Raw genomic sequence first — 26,142 nt, 5'->3', positions numbered from 1 at the left:
TATAATTAGTACTGACTATGCAACCGTTTAATTCAGTGAAAAAACAGGCTGAATACTTAGAGCCTATGTCGTCTACCTGTGAACTGATTGTATTCGACTCTGAGCATCTCAACGTATTTGCCGCCGAAGTAAACTACTGCCAACCACATTGGCACGAAGCACCGGAGTTTAGCTATATTCTGCGGGGCTCATTCACGTTTACGGTTAACCAGCAAGAAATCCTCCTCACTCAAGGGGATTTTATTTACATCGGTCCGGATGTCATCCACGCCCTAGAACAAACCACACCACACAGTGCCCTAGTCACTTGGCAATTTGATGCTACCCTGTTTGACCGCAACCACGCACCACGCACTGGCTATCAGAAAATCACCGCTCATGAGCCCCATTACGGCAGTTTGTCAAAGCTCAGCCAAATACATTTAGCTGCCCTGCTCGAACCGCCCGCGTCGTTTGAGAGTTTAGCCAACACCTATCTCTTGCTGGCGGCCATTGACCAAGCAGCCGATGCCTTCCATGAGACAACGCAGCTGAGCGAAAACAAGGATGAGAAAGTCATTAAAGACAGCATCGACTTTATTAATCATCATTACCAAGAGCCAATTACCATCGCTCAATTAGCCGAGCGCGTGAATCTTAGTTACTACCACTTCTCTCGACTCTTCAAGAAAATCAGTGGTTACAGCCCGTTTGAATACCTCTCCATGGTACGTGTGAACATGGCCAAGCCGTTGCTCAAAGATGTGCAATTGCCGATCACAGAAATTGCTCAGGCGGTGGGCTTTAACGAACATCGCCACATGACCGCGGCCTTCAAAAAGTATTGTGGCGCCACGCCCTCAGAATACCGTAAGACCTACTACTCTGATTTCCAATGGCGTTACAGTGACAAGGTGTTGGAGTCGACCGATAACCGGCCGCTGTTACTCAGTGAAGCACTGGAGTTATTCCAAGCGACACCTTAATCAATAGACATGAAAAAGCCCCGCACTGTCGCCAGTCTCGGGGCTTTCTTTAGAGAGTCAATCAGTTAGCCCATCAGCTGCACGATGCCCTGCAAAGCAAAGAAGGCAAAGATACCCGCTAAGATGTCGTCGAACATGATGCCAAAGCCACCATGCACATGCTGATCCGCCAGTGAGATTGGCCAGGGTTTCCAGATATCAAAAATTCGGAATAAGATGAAACCGAGAATGATGTAGGTCCAACCCGCAGGCGCCATCCACATGGTAATCCAATAGCCGACAAACTCATCCCAAACAATGCCAGAATGATCATGCACTCCCATATCATGGGAAGCTTTTCCGCAGATAAAAATACCCGCCAATGCCGCCGCCATCAGCACTAGAAAGTAATTACCGACGGATAGATCTTGAATCAACAGATATAGAGGAATGGCCGCCAGCGTACCAAAGGTACCCGGTGCTTTATCGACCGTGCCGGAGCCGCAACCAAAGGCGAGGAAATGAATCGGATTGCGCCATACAGAATCCGGCACAGGATGTTTTTCAGCCATAACTTATCTCTAATGATTAAAAGTGCTGCCAGCCAGCCGTACTGCCGTCGTAGCCTTCTACCACATAACCAGATTCGGTGATCTCACCAATACGCGTACAGGGCAAATGTAAGGTTTGTAGGATCAATAGTACTTCATCACGGGCACTCTGCGGCGCGGTGAAACAGAGTTCGTAATCATCGCCGCCGGTTAACGCCAACACCCGAGCAGCGTCAGGTTGCCAACTTGCAAGCATGTCCGACACTGGCAAGGCATTAAAATCAATACGCGCGCCAACCCCCGAGGCTTGGGTAATGTGTTGCAAGTCCTGACCGATACCGTCGGAAATGTCCATCATACTGTTCACTACGCGCTTGAGCGCCATACCCGCGATCAAGCGTGGCGATGGACGCCAATATTGCTCATAAAAATAGTCAAATCGCTCCGCCGTAACATGCAGCTCACCGGTGACTATCGGCACGGCCGCGGCGGCATCGCCTAACGTGCCGGTGACATAGATATCATCCCCCACCTGCGCTTGACTGCGCTTTGGTGTTAGCTCTTGCTCCACATAACCATGCACTTGCAAAGTAATCGTCAAAGGACCTTTGGTGGTATCGCCGCCGACCAGCAACAAGCCAATCGGCTCCGCCAATTCCGCCATACCTTCAGCAAAACCTTCCAACCACTGGGGATCCGATTCGGGTAGAGTCAAGCCTAGGGTGAAGAATGCAGGTTTTGCCCCCATCGCCGCCAAGTCACTGACACAAGTCGCTACCGCACGATAGCCAACGTCCACGGGATCAGCATCAAACGGGAAGTGTCGACCTTCGACCAAGGTATCCATGGAAAACACCAAGCTTTGCCCGGCTGGCACTATCACTTGGGCACAGTCATCACCGATGCCTAACAGCACATCGGCACGGCCTTCGGTCTTCGCCATAATCGACGATTGGAAGATGGAACGAATTAACTCAAACTCTTGCATCACATTTCCTAGGCTAGATAAAAGAAAAGCCATCGTTTGATGGCTTTTCTAACACGGCGTCTGGATTACTTAGCGTTACGACGCGCGGCGATTTCTTCGCGGCGCACTCGCTGGGCTAGCTTATCCAAGATACCGTTTACGTACTTGTGGCTTTCGCTGGCACCGAATGACTTCGCCAGTTCAACGCCTTCGTTGATCGCAACCTTGTAAGGTACGTCTAGACGCTCGGACAGTTCAAAAGAACCGATTCGTAGCGTCGCTAGTTCGATGGCATCCAACTCAGACAAGGCACGGTCCAAGAAAGGTTCAAACAAGGCATCTAGTGCTTTTGACTTAGACGATACACCGTAAATCAATTCACGGAAGTAAGTCTTATCGCAAGAACTCATGTCATGATCAACAGCGAACTGAGCTTCGATTTCGTTCACCGCAGAGTGGTTCATCTGCCATTGGTAAATGGCTTGCAAAGCAAATGAGCGCGATGCGCTACGCAATTGTGAACGAGAAGGTTTCTTTGGCTTTTTCGCCTGTTCTTGATCGCTCATTATTTGCCTTCCAATTCGCGCAATACAGCAACTGTTTCTAGTGCAGATAGGGCTGCTTCGCCACCCTTGTTACCTGCTTTGGTACCGGCACGTTCAATCGCTTGCTCAATCGTATCGACTGTCAAAACACCAAAAGAAACCGGAATGCCGAATTGTAGCGCTAGTTGGCCAAGGCCTTTCACACACTCACCAGCAACGTATTCAAAGTGTGGCGTACCACCACGGATCACCGCGCCTAGGGCAACGATGGCATCGTATTGGTTCTGCTCAGCCACTTTCTTAACCACTACTGGGATCTCAAACGCACCCGGTGCGTAGATCACAGTGATGTCTTCTTTTTTGATACCGTGGCGAACTAGGGTATCGATGGCACCTTCTTTCAAGCTTTCTACGATGAAGCTGTTAAAACGGCCAACGACAAGCGCGAATTTGGCGCCTGGTGCTGCGAAATGACCTTCGTAAGTCTTAATATCGCTCATATCTGCCTCTAAACTTTAAACTAGATCGGCACTAACGGGAGTGCCCTTGTATGGAATGAATTCCACGGCTTCTAAATCAAATCCTGTGACGGAGAATTTTCTTGGTGAACTCAGTAGGCGCATTTTGCTAACCCCTAGATCACGAAGAATTTGCGACCCCGTGCCGACGGTCAAGTAAGTACCTGAACCGCTCTTGTCCGAACCCTTACCCGCAGGTGGGTTAAATGTTGCCGCGAAGCTTTCAGCTAGGTCGGTTGGGCGATCCAAGGAATCAACCAACACCACTACGCCTGCACCTTCTTTGGCAATGTATGCTAGTGCTCCTGACATCGACCACTTCTGCTCGCCATCAGCACTGATGATGCCAGCAATATCACGGGCTGGATCACGTACGTGAACGCGAACAAGAGTCGGTGTTTCAGGAGAAATGTCACCCTTCACAAACGCCATATGGCTTAGGCCATGAACCGTGTCACGGTAGGTGATCAGATTAAATTCGCCCACTTCCGTTTGCACCACTTGTTCAGCTTCACGCTTCACAGTGGCTTCGTTCAGTGTGCGGTAATGAATCAAGTCGGCGATTGTACCAATTTTTAAACCATGTTTCTCGGCAAACTTTTCTAAATCTGGTCGACGTGCCATGGTGCCATCATCATTGATGATTTCGACGATCACGGACGCCGCTTCATAGCCCGCCATACGCGCTAAATCACAGCCGGCTTCGGTGTGACCTGCACGTGACAAAACCCCACCAGGACGCGCCATCAATGGGAACACGTGGCCCGGCTGCACGATGTCCGAAGGACGTGCGTTGGCTGCTACGGCACGCTTCACCGTTAGCGCACGATCGGCTGCCGAGATACCCGTGGTCACACCTTCTGCGGCTTCAATCGATAAGGTGAAGTTAGTGCTGAATTGGGCACCGTTTTGCGTCACCATCAAGGGCAAATTCAGCTGCTCACAACGCTCCGGCATCAGCGTCAAACAGATCAAGCCACGGGCATGAACCGCCATGAAGTTAATGATTTCAGGAGTAATACATTCTGCCGGTACAATCAGGTCACCTTCGTTCTCACGATCTTCATCGTCCATTAGGATGACCATTTTGCCTTGACGCATGTCCGCCAAGATTTCTTCAATGGTATTGATTGCCATGGTACTTCACCTTTTTTATTCGATTGCGGACGTTAGCGACGTCCCATAAATCCATGCTCAGCCAAAAAGGCTGCGGTTAAAGTCGATTCTTTGCTTGCGGCAGGCGCCGTTTGTGGAGCCAACAAGCGTTCTAAATAGCGCGCAATTTGATCCACTTCTACGTTTACCTTAGTGCCTACGCTGTAACCGGACATAATGGTTTCATCGGCGGTGTGCGGCACTATGCTCAGCTCAAACTCATCCGCATCCAAACCAGTAACGGTCAAGCTGATGCCATCCACACAGATGGAGCCTTTGAGCGCAATATAACGCATTAGCTCAGGCATTACCTTGACACGGTAGCGAATACTGCGTGCATCCGGCCAAATAGCGCTAATTTCCCCAATTGCGTCCACATGACCACTGACTAGGTGGCCACCTAAACGGGAAATTGGCTGTAGTGCTTTTTCAAGGTTAACAGTCTGGCCCACTTGCCATTGGCCCAGTGTCGTATGCGCCAAGGTTTCTGCGGACACGTCAGCCCAGTAGCTACTGCCTTCCAAACGCGTCACGGTAAGACACACGCCATTAGTGGCAATGCTGTCCCCTAGTTTCACATCGGTCATATCCAATGTTTGTGCGTGAATTTTTAAGGTCAGGTCGCCGCCTTTACGCTGTAGCTGTGCCACACGGCCAAAGCCTTCGATGATGCCGGTAAACATTATTCCTCTTCACCCTCACGATAGATCGGCTGGTACACCAACTTAATGTCATTGCCCACTTTCACCATATCCAACAAGTTTAGTTCAACCGCATCGGACATGTGTTCCAATGGCAGACTTAGCAAAGGTCTCGCTTCCGAGCCCATTAGCTTGGGGGCCATATAGATCACCAACTCGTCGACCAAGCCCGAGTCTAGGAACGCCCCAGCCAATACCGCACCAGTTTCCACCAAGACTTCGTTAATGCCATCGTCTGCTAGTTGCCCCATGGCTTCCACCAGATCCATACGGCCGTCTTCGGCTAACGGAAGGAAACGCACATCCACTTTCTTCTTTTCCAGTGCTTTCAGATGTTCAGGCTCGATTTCTTCTTCGTCGCAGAACACCAAGACTTCATTGGTTGGGTAAAGAATTTTCGCTTCTGGCGGAATCGACAAGGCGGTATCCATAATCACCCGTAGTGGCTGGCGTACCGTTTTAGTGTCCGCTTCTTGATCGTTCTCATCGATGCGCACCGTCATGCTAGGGTTGTCCATGATCACAGAACCGATACCCGTGACGATCGCCGAACTTTGCGCGCGCAGGCGTTGTACATCTTGGCGTGCCGCAGGACCTGTGATCCATTGGCTTTCACCGGATTCCATCGCCGTACGACCATCAACACTCATGGCCATTTTCACACGCACATAAGGAAGGCCTTCTTCCATGCGTTTGATAAAGCCTGGGTTCAAGGCGCGGCATTCGTTTTCCAACACTGGACCAATGACTTCGATGCCCGCATCCGCCAGCATTTTCAGGCCATTACCTGCTACTTGCGGATTGGGGTCTTGCATACCGTACACCACAGCAGCGACGCCCGCTTTGATCAAGGCTTCGGCGCATGGCGGTGTGCGACCATGGTGGCTGCAAGGCTCTAGCGTCACATACGCAGTAGCACCTTTGGCATCCGCCGTTAGGCTTGCCAATGCTTGCACTTCAGCATGGCCTTCACCGGCTTTTTTATGAAAACCTTCTCCGATGATTTGACCGTCTTTGACAATCACACAACCCACACGAGGGTTCGGGTGTGTGGTGTATAAACCCTGACGTGCTAATTGCACTGCGCGGGCCATGTATTGTTGATGCAGAGGCTGCGCCATTTATTTCTCCTCAGGGGTGGTTCGACCACTTTCTAGACGTTCGATTTCTTCGCGGAATTCACTGATATCTTTAAAACTACGGTACACGGAAGCAAAGCGTACGTACGCCACTTGATCAAGGCGTTTCAACTCTTCCATCACCGCTTCGCCAATAATACGCGATGGCAATTCACGCTCGCCGGTGGCTTGCAGCTTTTCTTTTATACGAGTGATGGCGGTTTCGATGGCTTCAATACTGACTGGGCGTTTTTCCAACGCCTTGATGATGCCGGAGCGCAGTTTGTCTTCATCAAACGGCTCACGGCTACCATCATTTTTGATCAGTTTCGGCATTTGTAATTCAGCGATTTCAAAGGTCGTGAAACGCTCTTGGCAATGTCCACAGGTGCGACGACGACGGACTTGGGCACCTTCTGAGACAAGGCGGGAATCCAGCACTTTGGTATCTTGAGTACCACAAAAAGGACAACGCATATTGGTTCCAGTGATCGAGAAAGGTTCGTACGATACAGGTCAGTTGCTTATGACCGATAATGTGCGCAAATGATACCAACCTAGGCCTATATTGGCTACTAAAGCCCAATTTTTGCTCACTCTAGTCAGCCCTTTTATGAGACATATCCGACACTTGCGAAAGCCTTGCAATTTTCACAGGCCAAGCACGGCGGATTATTCTGAATTATCGGTTGTTGTGCTATGCTTAGCGCCATTATTTTTAGCCTTCTAATTGGCTTTTATCAAACTCGTTAAAGGCTCAATTCGTTTATTCAACTTAGGACAGACATAACCTTATGGCACAGTTTGTATACAGCATGAACCGCGTTGGCAAAGTCGTACCGCCAAAACGCGAGATTCTAAAAGACATCTCTCTATCGTTCTTCCCAGGCGCTAAAATCGGTGTTTTGGGTCTAAACGGTTCTGGTAAATCCACCCTACTACGCATCATGGCCGGCGTTGACCAAGAGTACAACGGTGAAGCGCGCCCTATGCCAGGTCTAAAAGTGGGTTACCTACCTCAGGAACCTGAGCTAGACCCGACTAAAAACGTACGTGGCATCGTTGAAGAGTCTGTTGCCGATGTAAAAGAAGCCCTAGTTCGTCTAGACGAAGTGTACGCTGCGTACGCGGATCCTGATGCGGATTTCGACGCTCTTGCAAAAGAACAAGCAGAGCTTGAAAACCTGATCACAGCGAAAGACGGTCACAACCTTGACCGCGCCCTAGAAGTGGCGGCCGATGCTCTACGTCTACCACCTTGGGATGCTAACGTTGAGCACCTATCTGGTGGTGAGCGCCGTCGTGTAGCGCTGTGTCGTCTACTACTAGACAAGCCAGACATGATCCTTCTAGACGAGCCGACTAACCACTTGGACGCTGAGTCTGTGGCGTGGCTAGAACGCTTCCTAAAAGATTACCCAGGTACTGTTGTGGCGATCACCCACGACCGTTATTTCCTTGATAATGCAGCGGGCTGGATCCTTGAGCTTGACCGTGGTCACGGTATCCCATACGAAGGTAACTACTCTTCTTGGTTAGACCAGAAAAACGCTCGTCTAGAAATGGAAGCCAAGCAACAAGCATCGCATAACAAAGCCATCAAAGCCGAGCTTGAGTGGGTACGTCAAAACGCTAAAGGCCGTCAGTCTAAGTCGAAAGCTCGTCTAGCCCGTTTCGAAGAAATGAACTCGAAAGAATTCCAAGATCGTAACGAGACTAACGAATTGTACATTCCACCAGGCCCTCGCCTAGGTACAAAAGTTATCGAAATCGAAAACGTTTCCAAAGGTTTCGATGGCCGTGTATTAGTTGAAGACTTCAACATGGTGGTACCACAAGGTGCGATCGTCGGTGTGATCGGTGGTAACGGTGCCGGTAAATCGACACTGTTCAAAATGATCGCTGGCATCGAGCAACCAGACACAGGCTCTGTAACTCTGGGTGAAACGGTACAGCTTGCCTACGTTGACCAGATGCGTGAACTGGACGGTGACAAGACGGTATTTGAAGAGATCTCTGACGGTCTAGACATGATCACAGTGAACAACTGGAAAGTGCCTTCACGTGCCTACATCGGCCGCTTTAACTTCAAAGGCTCTGACCAACAGAAACTGGTAAAACACCTATCTGGTGGTGAGCGTAACCGTCTGCACCTTGCTAAGCTTCTAAAAGAAGGCGGCAACGTATTGCTATTGGACGAACCGACCAACGACCTTGACGTTGAAACCTTGCGTGCTCTAGAGGAAGCGCTACTAGCCTTCCCAGGCTCTGCGATTGTTATTTCCCACGACCGTTGGTTCCTTGACCGTGTAGCGACTCACATCCTAGCGTACGAAGGCGATTCAAAAGCCGTGTTCTTCGAAGGTAACTACGCAGAATACGAAGCCGACTACAAAGCTCGTACGGGTAAAGACGCGACGCCTACGCGTATCAAATACAAACGTATCGACGCGTAATCTTCCTGATTACTCGTTTAGACACAAAAAAGCCGCTTCATCGAAGCGGCTTTTTTATTTTGATACATCGATCTCGTTAAATGATGCCAAGTTATCTTTCAGTCGCCCCATTTGACGACTACTGAGTGTATAAATTTGAGACAATAGCTGATACTTAGCCATCTCATCATAGTAATAAAGATTGAGACTTTCCCGCTGTTTTCTAGCTCGAGAATGCCTTCCCATAGCTAAATCTTGGAAGCATTCGAAGTACATATGGTCTGATTCACCTAGAGAGTGCCCAAATATAGACAAGCTTTCGAAACCATTAAGCGCTTGCATAACTTGCTCTCCATCATAGAGCGAACTACTGGTTTTTCTTAAGAAGGAATGTTCATTATTTATACGAGCATCATCATCGACTCCGAAAATAATGTCATCCTGTTTAACACTTCCATGTACATGAATAATTGATGCATCAATCCTGTACTGAGGTACACCTAAGCTATTCAAAATAACTTCAACTGAATCTGTATAGTTGAAATTAAGTATCAAGAACTGCTCTCCCTTTATATTCTCTAGTAACCGATACGCATGTGAGTTTTTATCCACATCGTCAAGTTCAATAGATTTTATATAGGATTTAAGTTCTTCACATAGCCTCTTGTACTCCAATAAAAAAGCATAAGTCTCAACTTCACTTTTTGAGTAGCTTACTAACTCTTTTTCTATATCAATCCAGTTAGTTTTGTTTACTTCCTCCAGATGTTTAAACAACGGGAGGCTGCTATCTACCAAATTTCTAGTCAAAAAATCTGAGCCTATAAAATCTTTGTAGCTAGTTTTTAGCCCTAAATTTAAATCAAACCCATTCCCTATTATCAAAACATGACTCACTTCCGTGATCTCCTTTTAGTCATTTAACTTAGCTGTAAAATTTTCTTAGACGCCTCAGCCAAGAACCCTGAGCGAGATTTATACTTAGGATTCGCTGCCACGACCTTATCAATCTTGGTAATTAATAGATGTGGCAGAGTGACATTGATCTTCTCGCTTTTGCCCAGCAGCGGTGTGATATCCACATTCACAATCGCCCAGACACCATCGCTGTAGTCTGGATTGTCTTTTAGCTCAGCAATCGGGCTAGCGACGGGGATATCCTCACCATCTTCCAGCATCAATTCTAAGTGATTAAAAATCGCTTCTTCCGCCATTTCTAGGGCTTCATCGAAGGTATCTCCAGCTGAGAAACAACCAGGCATATCAGGAACGGTGACGCCGTAGCTCACGCCATTATCTGTGTGTAATACAATTGGATATTTCATGGTTTGTACCTACTTATCAAGCTGGGCTTGTTTTCTGATGCTGTTAAAAGTGCCAAGGGGTAAGTCCTTTTTCGGATGCGGCACAGTAACCGTGCCACGCTTAGTGGGGTGTTTAAACTGTACATGACTGCCTTTCACCCTGACCTGCACCCAACCATCGTCTAACAGCATTTGAATGACATCGCGACTCTTCATTAGATCATTCCTTTGATCTTTTCTTAATCAAAAAGATAACCCCAATAACTCCATTTTTCCAGTTTACAAAACCGCCAGACGAAAAAAAGCCGTATCTGAAATACGGCTTTTTGAAAACTAATGGGTCGTAGCCGAACCTACACTTTAAAACTGCCCACTTGACGATCCAGTTCTTTAAACAGATGACTGATCTGACGCGATTGCTCTTGCACCAGTTCCGATACCGATTGCACTTCGTCGGTTTGATGTTTCATGGACGACAGGTTGACGTTGATCTCATCCGATACAGTCGACTGCTCTTGGGTCGCCTGAGCCGTTTGCGCGGCCATTTCCTGAACTTTGCCGAAGGATTCTTGCAAGGCACCAAAGATACGAATCACTTCATCAAAGTTTGACACCGTGGTATCGGCATTGCTACGGCTGTTTTGAATGGCACGGGAAGAACCCTGTACGTTCACCTTCAACTGCTCAATCATGGTTTCGATTTCATTGGTGCTGTCTTGAGTACGGGTCGCTAAGGTACGGACTTCATCGGCTACAACAGCAAAGCCTCGACCTTGTTCACCGGCACGGGCAGCCTCGATCGCTGCGTTTAGCGCCAAGAGATTGGTTTGCTCAGCGATATTTCGGATCACTTCCAGCACCGAGGCAATCGCTTCAGAGCTTTTCTCTAATTCTGTCGCACGCGACAAGGCATCGTTGATATCACCGACCAAACTATCAATCGCTGCTTGCGAGTTATTGACCGCTTGAATCCCTTGCCCTGTCAAGGCGCTGGAGTTTTGCGCCTCACCCGCTGTATCGTGCGCCACACCCGCCATCTGTTGACTCGACATGCTCATTTCGTGGGCCGCACTGACAATCGAGTTGGACGCATTCACAAGCTTGGTAGTGACACCAGAAGTACGCTCGGATGCATGGCCTAAGTCACTGGTCATCCCGCCCAATGATTGCGCTTGCTGATGAATACTACTGATGATGCCACGTAGACGCTCAACAAAACTGTCAAATTCATGGGCCAGATCGCCTAATTCATCTTTCGCAGTAGAGTTAATACGCTGAGTCAAATCGCCATCACCTTCGGCAATTTCTTTAATACGCTCAGCCAAATGGGTCACTCGCTGATTTAAGCGCTTAGGTACAACATAGCCAAAACCAGCGGCAATGATCAGCGCGACCAAGATAATAATGAGCTCTAATCGCTCAAAAATGGCGATCTGGGCTATAGTCTGTGTCTGCGCTTCTGTCGCACGTTTGTCGACGGCCTCACCAGCTTTATCCAGTACGCCACGTACCGCTGAAAAGCTCGCATCTGCGGTATTCATCGCATTGCTGTAGTCTTGCTCTGCTTGTGCTTGGCGGATCAGGGTTTGCTCAGCCGTTTTCCATGCGTTGAATAAGGTATCGAAATCTCTAAATTGATTGAGTAGCTGTGGCTCATTTACTAAGGTTGCACGATAGGCTGAGAAGCGGTCGAACACTTGCTGAGCGTTATCTTCAAAGTCAGCAAGGTTGTCTGCCTCATTGCCATGCTTAGCCACGATACCATTGCGGCCAACCAGTGCTTGATAGATATCTCGGTCAGCATTTAACACAAGGTTATTAGCTTGAAAGTAGACATCGGCTTGTTTCTTCATCTGCGCTTTTTCAAGATTGATGAGATAAGCCGATGAGAAGTACAGAGCCAGTATGATCACGGCCAACAGCGCGATCGGAGCAGTGACCTTGGTTCGAATAGAGTTTAAACGCATAGCGGATCCAACCTTATGTTTTTACCTGTTAAGGCGATACTAATGTAGCCCCATAATAAAGGACAATTCCCTGTAACAATTACAAACACTTTCCCCGTCATGCTTAACAATTCGCCAACTCCTGTGACACATTGCTAGACTCTATAAAAAGCGTTAACTCGTTAACGTGAAAAGATTAATGTTTAGGAAGCCCGATTCATGACAGTTCAGCACAACGAGCAAGCCGCCTTGCAGAGTCTTATCAATGACGGCACCACTCTAAACGTAGCAGATAGCAGCCATAGGGAAAGCTATGGCAAGGTGTTGGCCCTTGCCAAATATCTACAAATGGGACTAATCCTTGTTTGCTTCATCATTGGTTGCCTTGCCGCGCCGCTGGCGTTTCGCACCGACAACGATCAACAGCTGAATATTTTCTGGCTGTTAATTGTCTTATTAGGCACGCATTTGCTCAGCTTAGTCCTTTGGTTACTGAGTCAATTCCGTCGCCCTTCACAGACATCACAGCAGTCCGCGTGGTTCACGCTGCTGTTGAAAAAAATCGGACGTCTTATGGGGTTATCAGAACAAACCCTGAGCCACTTGATTGGTCTACGTTTTAGTGGGGCGACAGGCCGTTGGCATTTAGGCCGTATCGTTCACAGCGCTTGGGCGAGTTACTTACTGGGCGGTTTACTTAGCGCATTACTCTTCTTAATGACTCATCAGGTGCAATTTGTTTGGGAAACCACTCTTCTCACGCAAGCCGACTTTCGTGCCTTAACACAAGCGATTAGCGTGGTGCCAGCCTGGCTTGGCGTTAGCGTGCCTAGCATGAACGACATTGCCCTAAGCCAAATTGGTCAACTGCTACAACCCGATACCACCCGTAAAACTTGGGCCGTTTGGATCTTATCTTGCGTGCTGATTTACGGTGTTGCCGTACGCTTAATACTGGTGGTCTTATGCCATGGTTTCTATCGCCAACAACGACAAGCCTTATGGCGTTCACTGATGCCAGTTAAACGCCCTAGTGCTAAGGCAAAACGGGAAATTCTCGATGCGGACAGCTCTCCTCAGAGCAAAGCCTCAACAGCACCGAGTAGTCCAACGCTGGTCGACGTTTCGCCACAACCGGCCGATACAGTGCAGTACTACCTGTTTGAGTGGAGCCGCCCAGCGCCCGCCACTCTAAACCAAGCAGCGCTTCATACCCTCAATGACAGCCAAGCACAGCACGACTACCTTGAAGAAAACCAAGCGGGACGCATTATTGTGATTGATGCAGACGTCAGCCCAGATCGCGGCAGTTTGCGTTTTATGGCACGAGCACAGCCGCAAACCCAGCAGTTTTATTTGTCTGGTAGTGACTTTGTCGAAGCTTGGTCGCAAGCCTTGTTAGAGCGTGGCATTGCATCAAAGCAAATCGCTCATTTAGCGGATCAATAAAGGATCACTTATGCCAACGTCGTTACTTATCGTCGGACATGCCAACACGGGCAAAACTTCTCTGATCCGCACCTTAATCCGTGATCATGAATTCGGCGACATCCAAAATTATTCCGGCACTACTCGTCATGTGGAAAAGATCTCGTTACAGCTCAATGAGCAACCGCTGTTGGATTTGATTGATACCCCAGGATTCGAGGACTCCATTGGCCTTTGGCAAACGCGCCAAGAGCCAAGTTACCAAGCCCGTTCGAATGAACAATGGCTCGCAGGAGTGCAACAGGACAGCGAATTAGTCGACGATTTTGAGCAAGAGTTTAAAATCCTCAAGCAACTGAGCCTGTGCGACATCATTTTATACGTTATTGACCTGCGCCAAGCGCCGCTGGGCAAATATCTGGATGAACTGAATATTCTCGCCTGTGCCAACAAACCCATTGTGCCGATTTTGAACTTCTGCCAGAGCCAAGATAACCATGAGGCGGCTTGGAAACGCAGCCTCGCCGAGCGTCAGCTGCACGCCCATGTGCGCTACGATACGGTGGCGTTTTATCTCGCCGATGAGCGCAAGCTGTATCAAACCCTACAAAGCCTACTGCCCGAGCAATACGACGCCTTACAAGCGTTGCTCAAACAACGGGAGCAGGACGCGGCCTTGCGTTTACAGCATGCAAAACAGGCTCTGAGCCAAACCTTAGTGCAATGCGCCACCAGCCAGTCCACCTGTCAGACGCAAACGCCTTCTGCGGCGGAAAGCCAACGCTTTGAAAATCGTATTCGCCAGCAGGAAAAAGCCTTTATCAAGCAATGCTTAGGGCTGTATGCGTTTCGTGAAGAAGACGTAGCCTTGGATGATTTACCGCTTAAGGAAGGCCAATGGCAGCAGGATTTATTCGATGCCAACACCTTGAAAAGTTGGGGCATTAGCACTGGTTCCAGTGCCGCCGCGGGCGCGGCCATCGGTGCCGGCATTGATATTTTAACGGCGGGGCTCAGCCTTGGCGCCGCCACTACATTGGGGGCGCTGATCGGTGCCGGTGTGCAAACTGGCCGTTCGTTTAAGTCCACCTTGCTCAATAAATTGCGCAATCACTCGGTCTTAGCACTTAAACCAGAAAGCCTGATTGCCCTACTTTGGCGAGGCACCCAATTGATCGAACATTTACATCATCGGGGGCACGCCGCGCAACAGGCCTATCATGGCAGTCAAAGCACCAACGTAGAGAAAGCCGAGTTAGCGCGTTTGGAAAAGCTGTTCGCCAAGATCGCACAGCGCACCGAATGGCAAGACATGACGCCATTACCTGAACACGAGTTAATCACGCAACTGAAACAAGAGATCGAGCAGCGATTGCCCAAAGATTTATGACAGATAGAGCAAGGCCAGCTCTTCGTCTAGCGCTTCTTGCTTAGCCTTCATCAAGGCTTCGCAACGGCTCACCAACTCAGGGATGTCTTTTTCGCTCAGGCCTTCGGTATAGATGGGATCCATCACTTCTACTTTGGCAAAACCATTGTTTAGGGTATTGAGCTTGACCTGATTATGGGTCGAGCTGCACACCACAGGGATGATCGGCACCCCTGCTTGAATGGCTGCATGAAACGCGCCGCGCTTGAACGGTAACCAACCACGACCACGACTGCGGGTGCCTTCAGGGAACATCCAGATGGACAGCCCCGTCTCACGCATTTGCTCAACAATTTGCGCGATGGTGGCGATGGCTTTGTCGCGATCATTACGATGAATCAGAAAATTGCCGGTTGCCCAATAAAGCCAACCGAAGAAGGGTAACCACTTTAGGGTGCTTTTGCCCACGGTCACGGTGCCATGCGGTACCACATGAGAAAAAGTAAACAGATCAAAGTTGTTTTGATGATTGCCGATGTAAACCGCCTGTTTCACATCATAGGCTTTGTAGGAAACGTGCTTATAGACCGTTAAGCCAAACAGCTTAGACACAGGTGCAAAGGCTTTGGCGATGTAGTAAACGCGGTCTTTGGAGCGCGCCAAGAAGAGGCTCATGATCAAGCCTCCTGCGGTCACCAAAATAATCAGAACAAACAGCATCACCAGCCGCACAAACGCGATCATCACAGCACCTTATCTATCACGTTGACGTTTAATTCTAGCCCACAGGCTCGTCGTCTACCTAAATTCGCTATTTGCGCCAGCGAGTATCACGCCAAAAATCAATTTGTGCTGGTTCAAGGAAGCTCCAAGCGACAAAACGACTGATCTTCTGACCTTGAGCCATTTCTACCGTTTTGACCTGCACCGCACCCACGGCGTCCAACGCTCGATAAACAGCAGGCAGGTTTTCTTTGCGCGCCACCAAGCTGGTAAACCAGAAGCAGCGATCCTTGTAGTTCACGCTTTCTTTGATCATACGGCTGACAAAGCCTGCCTCACCGCCTTCACACCAAAGTTCTGGCGCATGACCACCAAAATTCAGCGCGTTGCTGGACTCGCCTTTTAGCCCGCGCCACTTACGCTGGTTTTCCGATTTCATATCATGTTCACTGGCATGAAATGGCGGGTTACACAGACTCACATCAAACAGATCTTCGTTTTGCCAGATGCCATCAAAGATGGACTGCTGATCTTTTTGCAAACGTAGCTTGATGCGTTTTTTCAAACTGGCGTTGGCATCCACCACCGCTTGTGCCGCTTGAATGGCGATCGGGTTCACATCCGAGCCAACAAACTGCCAGCCGTATTCTTGCGAACCTATGATCGGATAGACACAGTTCGCCCCCGTGCCTACGTCCAATGCGCGAATACCACGCCCACGGGGAATTTGCCCCTCATTACTGTCCGCCAATAAATCCGCCAAGTAATGAATATAATCGGCACGCCCTGGAATCGGTGGACACAGGTAGCCTTCTGGAATGTCCCAAAACAACACCCCATAGAAATGATTGAGCAAGGCACGGTTCAGCGCCTTGACCGCATTAGGATCGGCAAAGTTGATGGTCTGACTACCGTATTGGTTCAACTGAATATAAGGCGCAAGCTCAGGGCACGAATCCGCTAACAAGGTAAAGTTATAACGGGAACGATGAGGATTACGTGGATGTAGCTTTAACTTGAGCTCTTTTTTCGACATGCGTTAAGTTGGCCAAATTGGTAGAAAACGGGTTGGTAAAAATGCCTATTTTAAAGGGTTTTACCGGGAACTAACAAATACTACTACGAAGCGGGATAGGGAATCATATCTTGAACGACACCCGCACAGAGGTTTCGTAACCAAATACCACCGGGATCGTGACTTTGTTCCGAAGGCCAAGATAAATAATAGTTCACTGGCGGGAAGTCATAGGGCAGCGGTTTGATCAACAAACCAAACTGCTTTTGAAAGCGCAACGCCAGCAACTGACTGGTACTGAACAGCAGCTCGGTTTTGCCCACCGCTTCTAAGGCCGACATAAAATACGGCGTGCGTAAGGTGTAACGACGTTCTTTGGCTCGCTCCCCTAAAGCCGATTCGCTGTAAATTTGGGTACTGCCACCTAAGGTCACCAGCACATGGTTATAGGACAGGAATTCATCTAAAGTGATCTGCTCTTGCGCCGCCAAGGGGTGGTGATTGGACATGATGCAACCAAACTTCTCACGCCCCAACAGCTCGCGTCGAAAGCGCGACGGCAACTGCACATATTCGCTACAAAGCACCGCATCCACGGTTTGGTTTTCCGTACGCAACAAACTGGTTTCCGTCACCAGACTGGTTTCCAATGAGGCATTCGGTGCCAATTGATAAAAGCGTTCGGCGATGGTCGGCATATAGGCTTGCGCCTGATAGTGAGAGGTCTGCAAACGAAACACCCGCTCAGATTTGTGCGGATTAAACTCCAGCTCACTGCTTAAGCCATTCATTTGCTCAAGGATTTGGCGCAACGGCATTTCCAACGCCAATGCCTTACTTGTCGGGATCATACCCTTGTTGGTCCGCACAAACAGCGGATCATCAAACGCCTCGCGCAAGCGATTTAAAATACGACTCATGGCCGGCTGACTCAGATACAGCTTATCCGCCACGCGCCCTACGTTACGCTCTTCCAATAAATACAGCAGTGCCGTAAGGGTTTTGATATCCAGATGCATCATGTTGCTCGACAGCATAGCTTTATCCACTTATTGCATAATTATTAAAACCATTATGCATTGGATAAAAGAGCAAAACTAGCACACCATTTAATCATTCCTATTCACCACTTTCAGAGGGCTTCCCTATGCAGCGCCAACAGTTTCTGTACGGTTTATTTTTCTGCAGCCTGTGCGTGCTGTTTTGGAGCACCTTGCCGATTGCGCTTAAGCTCTCCGGAGGCTTCTCGGATCCAGTGACCCTGACCTGGCTGCGTTTTTCTGTGGCCGGTATCGTGCTGGTGATTTGGCAAGGTATGCGCGGCAAGTTGAAAGAGTTCACCCTGCTGACTCGCAAACAATGGCTAACCTTGTTTGCCGCAGGTACTCTATTGATCATTAACTACAGCTTCTTTGCCTGGAGTTTGGACTTTTTGCACCCTGGAGTAGCTCAGCTAAGTTTCCAAGTGGCGCCCTTGTTCCTTGCCGTGGGCGGTATGGTGTTTTTCAAAGAGCGCATCCGTTGGCAACAATGGGCCTGCTTTGCGATCTTAGCCTTGGGCATGTTGGTATTCTTTCACCCTGTGCTAAGCGGCAATTTAGCCGGTGATCCGGCGCTGATTGCCTTAGGTTTCCTGATCGTGCAGACCTCGGCCTGTGCTTGGTGCTTTTACGCCCTGTTGCAAAAGTCTTTATTCAAAACCTTATCATCGACCAATATCTTGCTGGGTATTTACCTCTATGCTCTGGTTGTGATGCTGCCGTTTAGTTCACCGAGTGAGTTGTTGGTAATGGATCTATCGCAAACGCTGGTCGCGGCGTTCTGCTGTTTTAATACCTTAGTGGCTTACGGTGCCTTCGCTCAAGCCATGAACTACTGGCAAACGGTACAAGTCAGCGCTTCCATTGCCCTGACACCAGTGATTGCCTTTATCGTCACTGAGCTATGTGTCGCCTTGGGTCTATGGCAAGGCATTATCGAATCCAGTCACGCCGATAGCTTAAGTTTATTTGGTATGGCGTTGGTGGTGATGGCGGCGATTTCGGTGCAATTTATCACGGCGGCTTTGAACAAACGCCAAGCAAAGCTTGCGCAGCTTGAGGCCTCTGCCGCTTAGCAAATTGCGCGGTTAGGCAATTTTGAAAACCCCCGCTAAACTGAAGGGATAGTCATTTCTTAGTGGGGGGAAGTTTATGAAATTCGATGCCCTTTGTGTGCGTGATGTGATGTCTCGCAACACCTTTCACGTTTATCCAAATACCCGCATAGACGATTGCGCAGAGCAACTGGCGCGCCATAAATTAAGCGGTGCCCCCGTAACGGATCGCTATGATCGAGTGATTGGCTTTGTTTCGGAACAGGACCTCATCGAGCCTTTGAGCCAAGCGGTGTATTACTGCAACCAACCCGGTAATGTGGAAAGTGTCATGCGTGAAGAAGTGTTGACGGTTTCCCCAAGCATGCAAGTGATGCAAATTGCCAAACTGATGATGGAAGACAAACCGAAAATCTTCCCCGTGGTGGAAGATGGCCGCCTGATTGGTGTGATTACCCGCCGTTTGGTCACTAAGACACTGCTAGAAGCCCAGCGTCGCTGTGTCCCAGTTTAAAGCTTATTTAGCTGGCAAGTTGTTTGCCGATGTAGAACGGAATCACACTGAGGGAAAGTACCAAGCATACCGCCACCAGAGTAAAAATAAACTCCACTGGGTTTTGGCGTGCATGAGTGAGAAAGCCTGCGATCCAGTCACGGGCAGTAATTTGTTGTGCTCTGGCAGCGCGCTGAGATTGGTCTTCAGCAATGAGTTGTTTAGCACGTTGAGCTTGGTCTTTATCACGCACCCAAATCCCCGCCATGGAAATCTGCCAACGGCCAGCACTGGTTTCGTAAAACTCGATATCATGCTCGTTCAATAGTTCACGGATATCGTCCGCTTCTTCGTCAGGAACATTCTTTAAACGAAATACCAACTGTGCCACGCCACTCTCTCCACTTAGTTATCCATCGGGGTTCGCCGCGCAGGATAACAGACCCCCTTGCTCAATCAAACGCTTATTCAACGGGATGGGCCTTTTGGCGAATACTTAGCGTAATCGACGCCACTTCAAAACCAAACTTGGTCAGCACGGATTCGTTAATCAAATGATCCGGCGTGACCAGATACATGCGATCATCAACATTTAGATCAATGCTGTCGCCATCGTAAGGCACCCGAAGTACGTATTGCATAAACAACGCATTACCGGCGGTTTCCAATTGCCCCGCTCCGATCACATCGCCTGCGGTCGCCGTATAACTACCATCACTATTTGGCGTCAAAGTCCAAGTACGTTGCTGACGCTCACCATCATCAAACACAAACCATTCGTCTAAGGTACCAACGCCGTCTTTCCAGCTGCCTTTGAGGTCCGCATAAAAAGAGCGTGTCACCTTACCGCCACGGTCTTTCAACACACCATGCGCGACCAAGTCCCCTTGAAAGAACTCCTGTACGTTAAACACCGGCTGATTGTTCGCGTATTCTTCAATGGCGGTGGATGAACAGCCTGTTAGCCAAACCATGGACAATAACAACGCGATAACACGAATCATAATAAGCCTCCTAAGTCGCTTAACGCTCTAACACTTATTCAGGGTATTGGTAATGAATATCGACGGTCTGGTACTTGCCCGAGCTGCTGGCGATATTGCCACGACCATTAAAACGCAACAGGTTATGGGACTCAGGATCATAGGCCACGGTAATCGGGTCCACCGCCAACGAGACAAACCAAGAGGTTGGCGTAATGGCAAAACACACCGCATCGTCACGGGTACCTGATAAACAATTGACACGGCCCACTTCAAAGCCAACTGTCGTCAAACGGCTCGGCACCAAATACTCAATTTCGCGCTTTTGATTCTGCAGCAAGGCATCCCAATGCAATTTCACATAGCGATCAAAGCCCGCGTCCACCAACAAGCGATCGTTCACCTTAATTTTTTTATCGAATACCAATGAGTCAGATTTCTCGCGGTACTCCACTTTCAACTGATCGCCCTGCTCGGTGACCTTGATCCATTCACCACGTAAGTCGTTGGTCTGCTCAAACGCTGGTGCTTGCTCATATTCACCGTAACTTAGTAGCTTTTCCGCAAACAGTTCGCCCTCGGCGTTGTAGTACTTCACCTCGTGTTTATTGCCTTCCACATAGCGGTGTTTTTCCACATACAATAGCTTGTTGGAACTGGAATCGTACGCTTCGCCAATCACGGTTTTGGGGGCTTGAGCACTGACTTGGATGGCGCACAAAGCCAGAGTCGCAGTAGCAATAAGTTTAAGCATGATGTCTAGGTCCATTATGTTTTAGCGTGAGTTTGGCGGCGAAGACGCCTATCTGCATCAACCAAAACCAGATAAACGCCATCAAGGCCCATGTGGCTATAGTAGAGCGCCCTAATGACACTTCTGCGAAATCAGCCCCGATGAAGTAACTCATGGGGGCAAAAAACGCCGCTAGCACACTCAATAACCAAGGGCGATCTAGCCCCCAACTCAAACAATGGAGAAATAACGAGCCAACGCCAGCCCATAGGCCCAATAGCCATGGCGGCGGGATCGGGAACGTCCAGATAGAGGGCGGCATCACCAGCCAACCGTCAAAGATTAAAGCGCCATCGATCAGCACCCCAAGGGCAACGAACAACAGGATCAGCCACCATTCGTTAGGATTTTGCACAAAGGCAAAGTGATGAATCACGAAATACAGCACGATGGCCGCCACCGCCCAGTTATCACCACCGAGCACACAAGCGAACCAGAACAGCTGGAAACTGATGGCATTCAGCAGAGACTTAAGCATCCTAGGCCTCCGTCCGCTTCGGCTAATTAACGACGCGAAAAGCGGTACTGTGGTTTGGCGAAGACGAACTGGCCAGTACTGATGGCCCGTTCGCGAAAGCCCCCTTCACAGTAAGCGAGGTAGTAATCCCACATGCGACAGAAGACCTCATCAAACCCTTGGGCTCGCACGGCTTCAATCGCCTTGTGGAAACGCTCGCGCCAATCCGCCAAGGTATCGGCGTAGTGTTCGGTAATGTCTTCAATGGCGACGATCTGCATATCGGTTTTGCTGGCTACTTTGTCGGCAATCACGGCATTGGAGGGCAGACAACCACCAGGGAAAATATAACGCTGAATAAAGTCCACCGACTTACGCGCGTAGTCATAACGCTGATCGGCAATGGTAATGGCTTGAATCACCATCAAGCCGTCAGGCTTTAACAAATTACTGCATTGGCTGAAGTAGCTGTCGTAATATTCATGCCCCACCGCCTCGATCATTTCGATTGACACCAGTTTGTCGTATTTTCCGGCTAGATCACGGTAATCTTCCAGCAACAGCGTAATACGATCTTCCAAACCAAGCTGCTTCACCCGCGCTTTGGCAAATTCATATTGCTCTTGAGAAATCGTGGTCGTGGTCACGTGACAGCCATAATGTTGCGCCGCATGAATCGCCATGCCGCCCCAGCCGGTACCTATCTCTAATAAATGATCCTCTGGGCCTAGCTCTAACTTCTGACAGATTCGGTCTAACTTATGGACTGAGGCTTCATGGAGCGTCGCCTCAGCAGATGGGTAAATCGCCGCTGAGTACATCATGGTTGGATCAAGGAACAGCTCAAAGAAGTCATTGCCCAAGTCATAGTGCGCGGCAATGTTCTTGCGTGAACCCTTTTTTGAATTGGCATTTAAGGCGTGAAACGCTTTACTGGCCCAGCGGGACCAAATCGGACGATTGGCATCCACTTCATTAATCACACTCAAGTTGGCACACATCAAACGGATCACAGCGGTCAAATCTGGCGTGCTCCAGTAGCCTTTCATATAGGCTTCACCCGCTCCGATACTGGTATTGCTAAAGACATCTTTGTAAGCGTGGCAATCGTGTACCGTGATATGGGCGTGATATTGAGCGCTGGCAAGACTTTCACCGAAGGTGTAGGTATTTTCACCGTCTTCTAGCACTAAATGACCAATTTCCAATCGTTTTAAAATCGCAAGCACGGCTCTCTTAGCCGCTTTATCAACCATACTGCCGCGACGCGCTGCCTTTTTTCCCAAACCGAGACTGACTGAATTGATCATTGAGTACTCCTTAATCGGACGAATGCCCCAAGCTGTGTTTTGGGTGATCGTGTACAGGGACACGTTTCACGAACAACTTCAATGCTTGCCAATAAATGCCCCAAGCGACCTTGGCGGTCATCCAAGGATAACGCCATAAAATCGACGTCAAACTGGCTTTAGTGATTGGCTCTCGACGCAAAGATAAGGTCGCATCGAAAATGCATCGTTGTTCATCATCTTGTTCTTTGTTCTGCATATGAATCGCTAATTTTTCGCCCGGCTGATTACTGCGCCAGTCATAAAAATGTTCCATCGGATGGAACGGCGAGACATGCATCGACTTGTTGATATGAGTACGTTGAATGGTGCGTTCTGGATCACAAGAAAAGACATAAGCGACCTTTTCGCCCCAAGGGGTATTGGTCACTTGCAACAGCATGGCACGCAGTTGTTGTTGCTCGTCGTAGCAGTAGTAGACCGAGATCGGATTGATCAAATAACCAAAGTAGCGAGCATTGGTCAGCAGGCGAACCGGACCGGTTAAAGCGAGACCTAAACGGCCATTTACCTCATCCAAAACCGCCTGTTTTAACGGTTTGGAAGGATCGCCAAAATAATCATCCCGCACAAAGCGCGCGGGGCGCCAGCGTTTCGCCGACCACCAAGGGGTCAGCGCCAGTATCTGCTCCACTTCATCCAAGTCAAACAGCACCATGGCGACCTCGTAGCTAAAGCTATGCTGACGCGGGCTAAAACGGCGGTGGCGCACTCGCCCAGTGTACAGAGCACTGGCCCAGTCCGACATTACCAGTTCACTCCCAATGCTTTGGCCACACGCACCCCACTCCAACAGCCATCTTCATGAAAGCCATTACGCCAGTAGGCGCCACAGAACCAAGTATTGCCAAAGTTAATCTCGTGCCAGCGCTCTTGCGCTTGAATGCCCGCTAAGGTGAAAGTCGGATGAGCATAAGTGTAGCGACCAATGATTTTATTCGGATCAATCCAATCACTGTGGTTCAAGGTCACAACAAAGGTATCTTTGGAGCCTTCGATGCCCTGCAGGATGTTCATGTTGTAGCTGAGGGTCGCAGGCTTCGTTTGATCCGTGCCTAAATGGTAATTCCAACTTGACCAAGCCAGCTTGGCCTTGGGCAACAAACTCGTATCCGTATGCAACACCACTTCATTGTTGCGGTAAGGGATCGCCCCCAGGATCTCACGCTCTTTGGGCGACGCATCATCACCAAGCAGCGCTAATGCTTGATCGCTGTGACAGGCAAAAATCACATGATCAAATTCTTCAGTACTTTGATCAGCAAAGTGCAACGTTACCTTGCCTGGTGCGCGCACCACTTTCTCAATATGACTTTCGAGGCGAATCTTGTCCTTAAAAGGCTTCGTTAAGGGATTTAAATACGCTCCCGAGCCCCCTTGGATCACATGCCACTGAGGTCGATTGCTCACACTCAACAAGCCGTGATTCTTAAAGAATCGGACAAAGAATATTAGCGGAAAGGCCATCATTTCTTGCAGTGTTGCCGACCAAATGGCACTGCCCATAGGGATCAAATAATGACTGGCAAACGTCTCACCATAGCCTTGGCGTTTGAGGTATTCCCCCAACGTGATATCGGCTGCTAATTGGCCCGATTCCAAATCTTGGATCGACTCTTTATTGAAACGCAGAATGTCTTTTAACATGGTCAAAAAGGACCAGTTCACTAGGTTCTTACGCTGTGCAAACAAAGTATTAAGGTTATTGCCACCGTACTCTAAGCCAGTGCGCTCGCAGCTGACGCTAAAGCTCATTTCGGTGGGCTTGGTGACCACCTTCAACTCTTTCATCAAACGGATGAAATTCGGGTAAGTCCAATCGTTGTAAACAATAAAGCCAGTATCAATATGACGCTCAATACCTTGATCATCCACCACCTTGGTGGCGGTATGCCCACCAATGCGCGCGTCGCGCTCAAACACCGTGATGTCATAGTCACTACGCAGCAAATAGGCCGCGGTTAAGCCAGAAATACCACTACCAATGATGGCAACTTTCATGCGTATTTACCCTTATTCGGCACGTTTACGTGCGTTGTGTTTGAACCAAGTTCGAGGAAACAGACGCGCCATGGCGAGCACCGCCGACAGACGCTTCGGGAAAGCGTATTCGTACACGCGCTTTTCAATGGCCTTTTCAATGCGCTGCACCGCCTGTTCTGGCGACATAATAAACGGCATATCGAAATCATTACGCTGGGTCAGCGGCGTATCAATAAAGCCCGGCATAATGCAACTCACGGCAATATCATCTGGCGCTAAGTCCAAACGCAACGAATCCAATAGATAGCGTACTGCGGCTTTACTGGCGCCATAGGCTTCAGAGCGAATAAACGGCGCTTGCACGGCTTGTGAACAGATACCGACTAGATGCGCGTGCTCAGTCTTTTTCAATAATGGCAGACACACCTGAAGCGAGCGCACCATGCCCATGTAATTGACTTGGTTAACCCGTTCAAACAGCCCCCAGTCAGGATGATCGATATCTAGATACTCGCAAGTACCAGCATTTAGAATCACCAAATTAAGACGATTAGTATGTTCTTCCAAGGCCTGCTTCACTGGTTCAATATCGCTGTCTTTGCTGACATCAAAAGGGATATGGTACAGATCGTCGGGATAGAGACGCTGTAATTCCTCTAGTTCGCCTGCCCGCCGAGCTGAAGTGATGACCTTATAACCGGTTAATAGATAATGCTTGGCTAGCGCCAAACCCAGTCCAGAACTGGCGCCAGTAATCCAAACGGTTTGTTTTGCTAAGGTATTCATTTCCCCTCCATGGCGAGACGCTGGCGTAATTTTTTCACCGCCCAACCGACCACAGGCACATGTTCATAAATCATCTGCCCCATGTCATACACGTCTTCGTGATAATAAATGCGCTCATCAAATTGAATCTGTGACATCCCGCGCACCACATGGGTTTCATGTCCAAGCTTAGGATGCTTGAAATACATGTTCCATTTTATGTACGCGGTATCCGTGCCAACTAATTGATCTAAAAACTCAAATCTACCACTTTCAACGTTTTCACACATGTCTGAAAGGTACGCATGCAGCTCCGCTAAGCCCTGAATTTTGTGCACTGGATCGCAGAACTTCACCTGACTGGAATACACTTCACCAATGGTATCGAGGCGTGGATGTTTAACGTCCTTATAAAACGCCTTAAAGCGTTCAATAAGTGCGTGTTTTGAGGTGGAGTCGGTTACCTGCATACAGATGATCCCATGCGTCCTAATATCAAGTGTGT

At 49.0% G+C, this 26,142-nt stretch carries 30 protein-coding genes; 6 read left to right on the top strand and 24 right to left on the bottom strand.

From position 1 onward, the window contains the following. The first annotated feature begins 17 nt into the window (after positions 1–17). Positions 18–965 (top strand): helix-turn-helix transcriptional regulator, encoded by a 948-nt coding sequence (locus ACOSVP_RS10945; RefSeq protein ID WP_487347542.1) that lies wholly within the window; start codon positions 18–20, stop codon positions 963–965. Between the two features lie 65 nt (positions 966–1,030). Here ACOSVP_RS10945 and ACOSVP_RS10940 read toward each other — a convergent pair whose 3' ends face one another. The 8 genes from ACOSVP_RS10940 to nrdR all read right to left on the bottom strand — a co-directional run bounded on the left by ACOSVP_RS10940 (position 1,031) and on the right by nrdR (position 6,976). Further along, complete coding sequence (locus ACOSVP_RS10940) at positions 1,031–1,516, bottom strand: phosphatidylglycerophosphatase A family protein (RefSeq protein WP_487347541.1); 486 nt, start codon at positions 1,514–1,516, stop codon at positions 1,031–1,033. A 16-nt stretch (positions 1,517–1,532) separates the two neighbouring features. Next, positions 1,533–2,483: a thiamine-phosphate kinase gene (gene thiL / locus ACOSVP_RS10935; RefSeq protein WP_487347540.1), complete on the bottom strand. Its 951-nt coding sequence runs from the start codon at positions 2,481–2,483 to the stop codon at positions 1,533–1,535. A 65-nt stretch (positions 2,484–2,548) separates the two neighbouring features. Further along, the gene (nusB, locus tag ACOSVP_RS10930; RefSeq protein WP_487347539.1) at positions 2,549–3,028 is read right to left on the bottom strand and encodes a transcription antitermination factor NusB; all 480 of its coding nucleotides are present in this window, start codon (positions 3,026–3,028) and stop codon (positions 2,549–2,551) included. Further along, complete coding sequence (ribH, locus tag ACOSVP_RS10925; RefSeq protein WP_417551806.1) at positions 3,028–3,507, bottom strand: 6,7-dimethyl-8-ribityllumazine synthase; 480 nt, start codon at positions 3,505–3,507, stop codon at positions 3,028–3,030. Before ribH ends, nusB begins: the two co-directional genes overlap by 1 nt. Before the next feature lie 15 nt (positions 3,508–3,522). After that, on the bottom strand, positions 3,523–4,662 hold the full coding sequence (gene ribBA / locus ACOSVP_RS10920) for a bifunctional 3,4-dihydroxy-2-butanone-4-phosphate synthase/GTP cyclohydrolase II (RefSeq protein ID WP_487347538.1): 1,140 nt from the start codon (positions 4,660–4,662) through the stop codon (positions 3,523–3,525). A gap of 32 nt (positions 4,663–4,694) precedes the next feature. Continuing rightward, a complete protein-coding gene (locus ACOSVP_RS10915; protein WP_487347537.1) occupies positions 4,695–5,363 on the bottom strand; it encodes a riboflavin synthase in 669 nt (222 codons plus the stop codon). Further along, complete coding sequence (ribD, locus tag ACOSVP_RS10910; RefSeq protein ID WP_487347536.1) at positions 5,363–6,502, bottom strand: bifunctional diaminohydroxyphosphoribosylaminopyrimidine deaminase/5-amino-6-(5-phosphoribosylamino)uracil reductase RibD; 1,140 nt, start codon at positions 6,500–6,502, stop codon at positions 5,363–5,365. The genes ACOSVP_RS10915 and ribD overlap by 1 nt, the downstream gene beginning before the upstream one ends. After that, complete coding sequence (gene nrdR / locus ACOSVP_RS10905; protein ID WP_487347535.1) at positions 6,503–6,976, bottom strand: transcriptional regulator NrdR; 474 nt, start codon at positions 6,974–6,976, stop codon at positions 6,503–6,505. Positions 6,977–7,293: 317 nt separating this feature from the next. Here nrdR and ettA point away from each other — a divergent pair, with 317 nt between their 5' ends. Next, on the top strand, positions 7,294–8,955 hold the full coding sequence (gene ettA, locus ACOSVP_RS10900) for an energy-dependent translational throttle protein EttA (RefSeq protein ID WP_487347534.1): 1,662 nt from the start codon (positions 7,294–7,296) through the stop codon (positions 8,953–8,955). 54 nt (positions 8,956–9,009) lie between these two features. On the opposite strand, the gene ACOSVP_RS10895 is transcribed toward ettA, so the two are convergent. The 4 genes from ACOSVP_RS10895 to ACOSVP_RS10880 all read right to left on the bottom strand — a co-directional run bounded on the left by ACOSVP_RS10895 (position 9,010) and on the right by ACOSVP_RS10880 (position 12,205). Then, a complete protein-coding gene (locus ACOSVP_RS10895) occupies positions 9,010–9,831 on the bottom strand; it encodes an AbiH family protein (RefSeq protein WP_487347533.1) in 822 nt (273 codons plus the stop codon). A gap of 23 nt (positions 9,832–9,854) precedes the next feature. Next, positions 9,855–10,259, bottom strand: a complete 405-nt coding sequence (locus ACOSVP_RS10890) for a type II toxin-antitoxin system HicB family antitoxin (protein ID WP_487347532.1) — start codon at positions 10,257–10,259, stop codon at positions 9,855–9,857. A gap of 9 nt (positions 10,260–10,268) precedes the next feature. Then, entirely contained in the window at positions 10,269–10,454 is a 186-nt protein-coding gene (locus ACOSVP_RS10885; protein ID WP_487347531.1) for a type II toxin-antitoxin system HicA family toxin, read from the bottom strand. 137 nt (positions 10,455–10,591) lie between these two features. Beyond that, positions 10,592–12,205: a methyl-accepting chemotaxis protein gene (locus tag ACOSVP_RS10880; RefSeq protein WP_487347530.1), complete on the bottom strand. Its 1,614-nt coding sequence runs from the start codon at positions 12,203–12,205 to the stop codon at positions 10,592–10,594. 198 nt (positions 12,206–12,403) lie between these two features. On the opposite strand from ACOSVP_RS10880, the gene ACOSVP_RS10875 reads away from it, so the two are divergent. Both ACOSVP_RS10875 and ACOSVP_RS10870 read left to right on the top strand, forming a co-directional pair. Continuing rightward, positions 12,404–13,633, top strand: a complete 1,230-nt coding sequence (locus ACOSVP_RS10875) for a DUF2868 domain-containing protein (protein WP_487347529.1) — start codon at positions 12,404–12,406, stop codon at positions 13,631–13,633. 10 nt (positions 13,634–13,643) lie between these two features. After that, positions 13,644–15,002 carry a DUF3482 domain-containing protein gene (locus ACOSVP_RS10870; protein ID WP_487347528.1) on the top strand — a complete coding sequence of 453 codons (1,359 nt, stop codon included), beginning with the start codon at positions 13,644–13,646 and terminating at the stop codon, positions 15,000–15,002. On the opposite strand, the gene ACOSVP_RS10865 is transcribed toward ACOSVP_RS10870, so the two are convergent. From ACOSVP_RS10865 to ACOSVP_RS10855, 3 genes are all read right to left on the bottom strand, one after another. Then, a complete protein-coding gene (locus ACOSVP_RS10865; RefSeq protein ID WP_487347527.1) occupies positions 14,997–15,725 on the bottom strand; it encodes a 1-acylglycerol-3-phosphate O-acyltransferase in 729 nt (242 codons plus the stop codon). The two genes, ACOSVP_RS10870 and ACOSVP_RS10865, sit on opposite strands and share 6 nt — an antisense overlap. A gap of 67 nt (positions 15,726–15,792) precedes the next feature. After that, complete coding sequence (gene rlmF, locus ACOSVP_RS10860; RefSeq protein WP_487347526.1) at positions 15,793–16,740, bottom strand: 23S rRNA (adenine(1618)-N(6))-methyltransferase RlmF; 948 nt, start codon at positions 16,738–16,740, stop codon at positions 15,793–15,795. An 83-nt stretch (positions 16,741–16,823) separates the two neighbouring features. Next, positions 16,824–17,756 (bottom strand): LysR family transcriptional regulator, encoded by a 933-nt coding sequence (locus ACOSVP_RS10855; RefSeq protein ID WP_487347525.1) that lies wholly within the window; start codon positions 17,754–17,756, stop codon positions 16,824–16,826. 110 nt (positions 17,757–17,866) lie between these two features. Here ACOSVP_RS10855 and ACOSVP_RS10850 point away from each other — a divergent pair, with 110 nt between their 5' ends. Then, positions 17,867–18,835, top strand: coding sequence for a DMT family transporter (locus ACOSVP_RS10850; protein ID WP_487347524.1), 969 nt, complete (start codon positions 17,867–17,869; stop codon positions 18,833–18,835). A gap of 76 nt (positions 18,836–18,911) precedes the next feature. After that, entirely contained in the window at positions 18,912–19,328 is a 417-nt protein-coding gene (locus ACOSVP_RS10845; RefSeq protein ID WP_487347523.1) for a CBS domain-containing protein, read from the top strand. A gap of 7 nt (positions 19,329–19,335) precedes the next feature. On the opposite strand, the gene ACOSVP_RS10840 is transcribed toward ACOSVP_RS10845, so the two are convergent. From ACOSVP_RS10840 to ACOSVP_RS10800, 9 genes are all read right to left on the bottom strand, one after another. Continuing rightward, positions 19,336–19,698, bottom strand: a complete 363-nt coding sequence (locus ACOSVP_RS10840; protein ID WP_487347522.1) for a DUF6164 family protein — start codon at positions 19,696–19,698, stop codon at positions 19,336–19,338. Positions 19,699–19,771: 73 nt separating this feature from the next. Next, positions 19,772–20,311: a DUF3833 domain-containing protein gene (locus ACOSVP_RS10835; protein ID WP_487347521.1), complete on the bottom strand. Its 540-nt coding sequence runs from the start codon at positions 20,309–20,311 to the stop codon at positions 19,772–19,774. A gap of 34 nt (positions 20,312–20,345) precedes the next feature. Next, positions 20,346–21,044, bottom strand: coding sequence for a hypothetical protein (locus ACOSVP_RS10830; RefSeq protein WP_487347520.1), 699 nt, complete (start codon positions 21,042–21,044; stop codon positions 20,346–20,348). After that, a complete protein-coding gene (locus tag ACOSVP_RS10825; RefSeq protein ID WP_487347519.1) occupies positions 21,037–21,561 on the bottom strand; it encodes a DUF2878 domain-containing protein in 525 nt (174 codons plus the stop codon). The genes ACOSVP_RS10830 and ACOSVP_RS10825 overlap by 8 nt, the downstream gene beginning before the upstream one ends. A gap of 26 nt (positions 21,562–21,587) precedes the next feature. After that, entirely contained in the window at positions 21,588–22,850 is a 1,263-nt protein-coding gene (locus ACOSVP_RS10820; RefSeq protein WP_487347518.1) for a class I SAM-dependent methyltransferase, read from the bottom strand. Between the two features lie 10 nt (positions 22,851–22,860). Further along, entirely contained in the window at positions 22,861–23,637 is a 777-nt protein-coding gene (locus tag ACOSVP_RS10815) for a DUF1365 domain-containing protein (protein ID WP_487347517.1), read from the bottom strand. Next, complete coding sequence (locus ACOSVP_RS10810) at positions 23,637–24,890, bottom strand: NAD(P)/FAD-dependent oxidoreductase (protein ID WP_487347516.1); 1,254 nt, start codon at positions 24,888–24,890, stop codon at positions 23,637–23,639. Before ACOSVP_RS10810 ends, ACOSVP_RS10815 begins: the two co-directional genes overlap by 1 nt. A 12-nt stretch (positions 24,891–24,902) precedes the next feature. Continuing rightward, a complete protein-coding gene (locus ACOSVP_RS10805) occupies positions 24,903–25,658 on the bottom strand; it encodes an SDR family NAD(P)-dependent oxidoreductase (RefSeq protein WP_487347515.1) in 756 nt (251 codons plus the stop codon). After that, a complete protein-coding gene (locus ACOSVP_RS10800; protein WP_487347514.1) occupies positions 25,655–26,107 on the bottom strand; it encodes a nuclear transport factor 2 family protein in 453 nt (150 codons plus the stop codon). Before ACOSVP_RS10800 ends, ACOSVP_RS10805 begins: the two co-directional genes overlap by 4 nt. Positions 26,108–26,142 lie beyond the last annotated feature (35 nt).

This window comes from Marinomonas sp. HM11-D (assembly GCF_057626615.1).
This window is presented reverse-complemented; position numbering and strand designations above follow the sequence as displayed.

What these genes read in the sequence shown, in the direction of transcription:
- ACOSVP_RS10835 (WP_487347521.1), bottom strand. Translation starts at nt 20,311, where the DNA reads ATGATTCGTGTTATCGCGTTGTTATTGTCCATGGTTTGGCTAACAGGC.
- ACOSVP_RS10865 (WP_487347527.1), bottom strand. Translation starts at nt 15,725, where the DNA reads ATGATCGCGTTTGTGCGGCTGGTGATGCTGTTTGTTCTGATTATTTTG.
- thiL (WP_487347540.1), bottom strand. Translation starts at nt 2,483, where the DNA reads ATGCAAGAGTTTGAGTTAATTCGTTCCATCTTCCAATCGTCGATTATG.
- ACOSVP_RS10845 (WP_487347523.1), top strand. Translation starts at nt 18,912, where the DNA reads ATGAAATTCGATGCCCTTTGTGTGCGTGATGTGATGTCTCGCAACACC.
- rlmF (WP_487347526.1), bottom strand. Translation starts at nt 16,740, where the DNA reads ATGTCGAAAAAAGAGCTCAAGTTAAAGCTACATCCACGTAATCCTCAT.
- ACOSVP_RS10810 (WP_487347516.1), bottom strand. Translation starts at nt 24,890, where the DNA reads ATGAAAGTTGCCATCATTGGTAGTGGTATTTCTGGCTTAACCGCGGCC.
- ribBA (WP_487347538.1), bottom strand. Translation starts at nt 4,662, where the DNA reads ATGGCAATCAATACCATTGAAGAAATCTTGGCGGACATGCGTCAAGGC.
- ACOSVP_RS10800 (WP_487347514.1), bottom strand. Translation starts at nt 26,107, where the DNA reads ATGCAGGTAACCGACTCCACCTCAAAACACGCACTTATTGAACGCTTT.
- ACOSVP_RS10820 (WP_487347518.1), bottom strand. Translation starts at nt 22,850, where the DNA reads ATGATCAATTCAGTCAGTCTCGGTTTGGGAAAAAAGGCAGCGCGTCGC.
- ACOSVP_RS10890 (WP_487347532.1), bottom strand. Translation starts at nt 10,259, where the DNA reads ATGAAATATCCAATTGTATTACACACAGATAATGGCGTGAGCTACGGC.
- ACOSVP_RS10940 (WP_487347541.1), bottom strand. Translation starts at nt 1,516, where the DNA reads ATGGCTGAAAAACATCCTGTGCCGGATTCTGTATGGCGCAATCCGATT.
- ACOSVP_RS10850 (WP_487347524.1), top strand. Translation starts at nt 17,867, where the DNA reads ATGCAGCGCCAACAGTTTCTGTACGGTTTATTTTTCTGCAGCCTGTGC.
- ACOSVP_RS10815 (WP_487347517.1), bottom strand. Translation starts at nt 23,637, where the DNA reads ATGTCGGACTGGGCCAGTGCTCTGTACACTGGGCGAGTGCGCCACCGC.
- ribH (WP_417551806.1), bottom strand. Translation starts at nt 3,507, where the DNA reads ATGAGCGATATTAAGACTTACGAAGGTCATTTCGCAGCACCAGGCGCC.
- nrdR (WP_487347535.1), bottom strand. Translation starts at nt 6,976, where the DNA reads ATGCGTTGTCCTTTTTGTGGTACTCAAGATACCAAAGTGCTGGATTCC.
- ACOSVP_RS10885 (WP_487347531.1), bottom strand. Translation starts at nt 10,454, where the DNA reads ATGAAGAGTCGCGATGTCATTCAAATGCTGTTAGACGATGGTTGGGTG.
- ACOSVP_RS10855 (WP_487347525.1), bottom strand. Translation starts at nt 17,756, where the DNA reads ATGCTGTCGAGCAACATGATGCATCTGGATATCAAAACCCTTACGGCA.
- ettA (WP_487347534.1), top strand. Translation starts at nt 7,294, where the DNA reads ATGGCACAGTTTGTATACAGCATGAACCGCGTTGGCAAAGTCGTACCG.
- ACOSVP_RS10875 (WP_487347529.1), top strand. Translation starts at nt 12,404, where the DNA reads ATGACAGTTCAGCACAACGAGCAAGCCGCCTTGCAGAGTCTTATCAAT.
- ribD (WP_487347536.1), bottom strand. Translation starts at nt 6,502, where the DNA reads ATGGCGCAGCCTCTGCATCAACAATACATGGCCCGCGCAGTGCAATTA.
- ACOSVP_RS10825 (WP_487347519.1), bottom strand. Translation starts at nt 21,561, where the DNA reads ATGCTTAAGTCTCTGCTGAATGCCATCAGTTTCCAGCTGTTCTGGTTC.
- nusB (WP_487347539.1), bottom strand. Translation starts at nt 3,028, where the DNA reads ATGAGCGATCAAGAACAGGCGAAAAAGCCAAAGAAACCTTCTCGTTCA.
- ACOSVP_RS10945 (WP_487347542.1), top strand. Translation starts at nt 18, where the DNA reads ATGCAACCGTTTAATTCAGTGAAAAAACAGGCTGAATACTTAGAGCCT.
- ACOSVP_RS10880 (WP_487347530.1), bottom strand. Translation starts at nt 12,205, where the DNA reads ATGCGTTTAAACTCTATTCGAACCAAGGTCACTGCTCCGATCGCGCTG.
- ACOSVP_RS10870 (WP_487347528.1), top strand. Translation starts at nt 13,644, where the DNA reads ATGCCAACGTCGTTACTTATCGTCGGACATGCCAACACGGGCAAAACT.
- ACOSVP_RS10805 (WP_487347515.1), bottom strand. Translation starts at nt 25,658, where the DNA reads ATGAATACCTTAGCAAAACAAACCGTTTGGATTACTGGCGCCAGTTCT.
- ACOSVP_RS10830 (WP_487347520.1), bottom strand. Translation starts at nt 21,044, where the DNA reads ATGCTTAAACTTATTGCTACTGCGACTCTGGCTTTGTGCGCCATCCAA.
- ACOSVP_RS10915 (WP_487347537.1), bottom strand. Translation starts at nt 5,363, where the DNA reads ATGTTTACCGGCATCATCGAAGGCTTTGGCCGTGTGGCACAGCTACAG.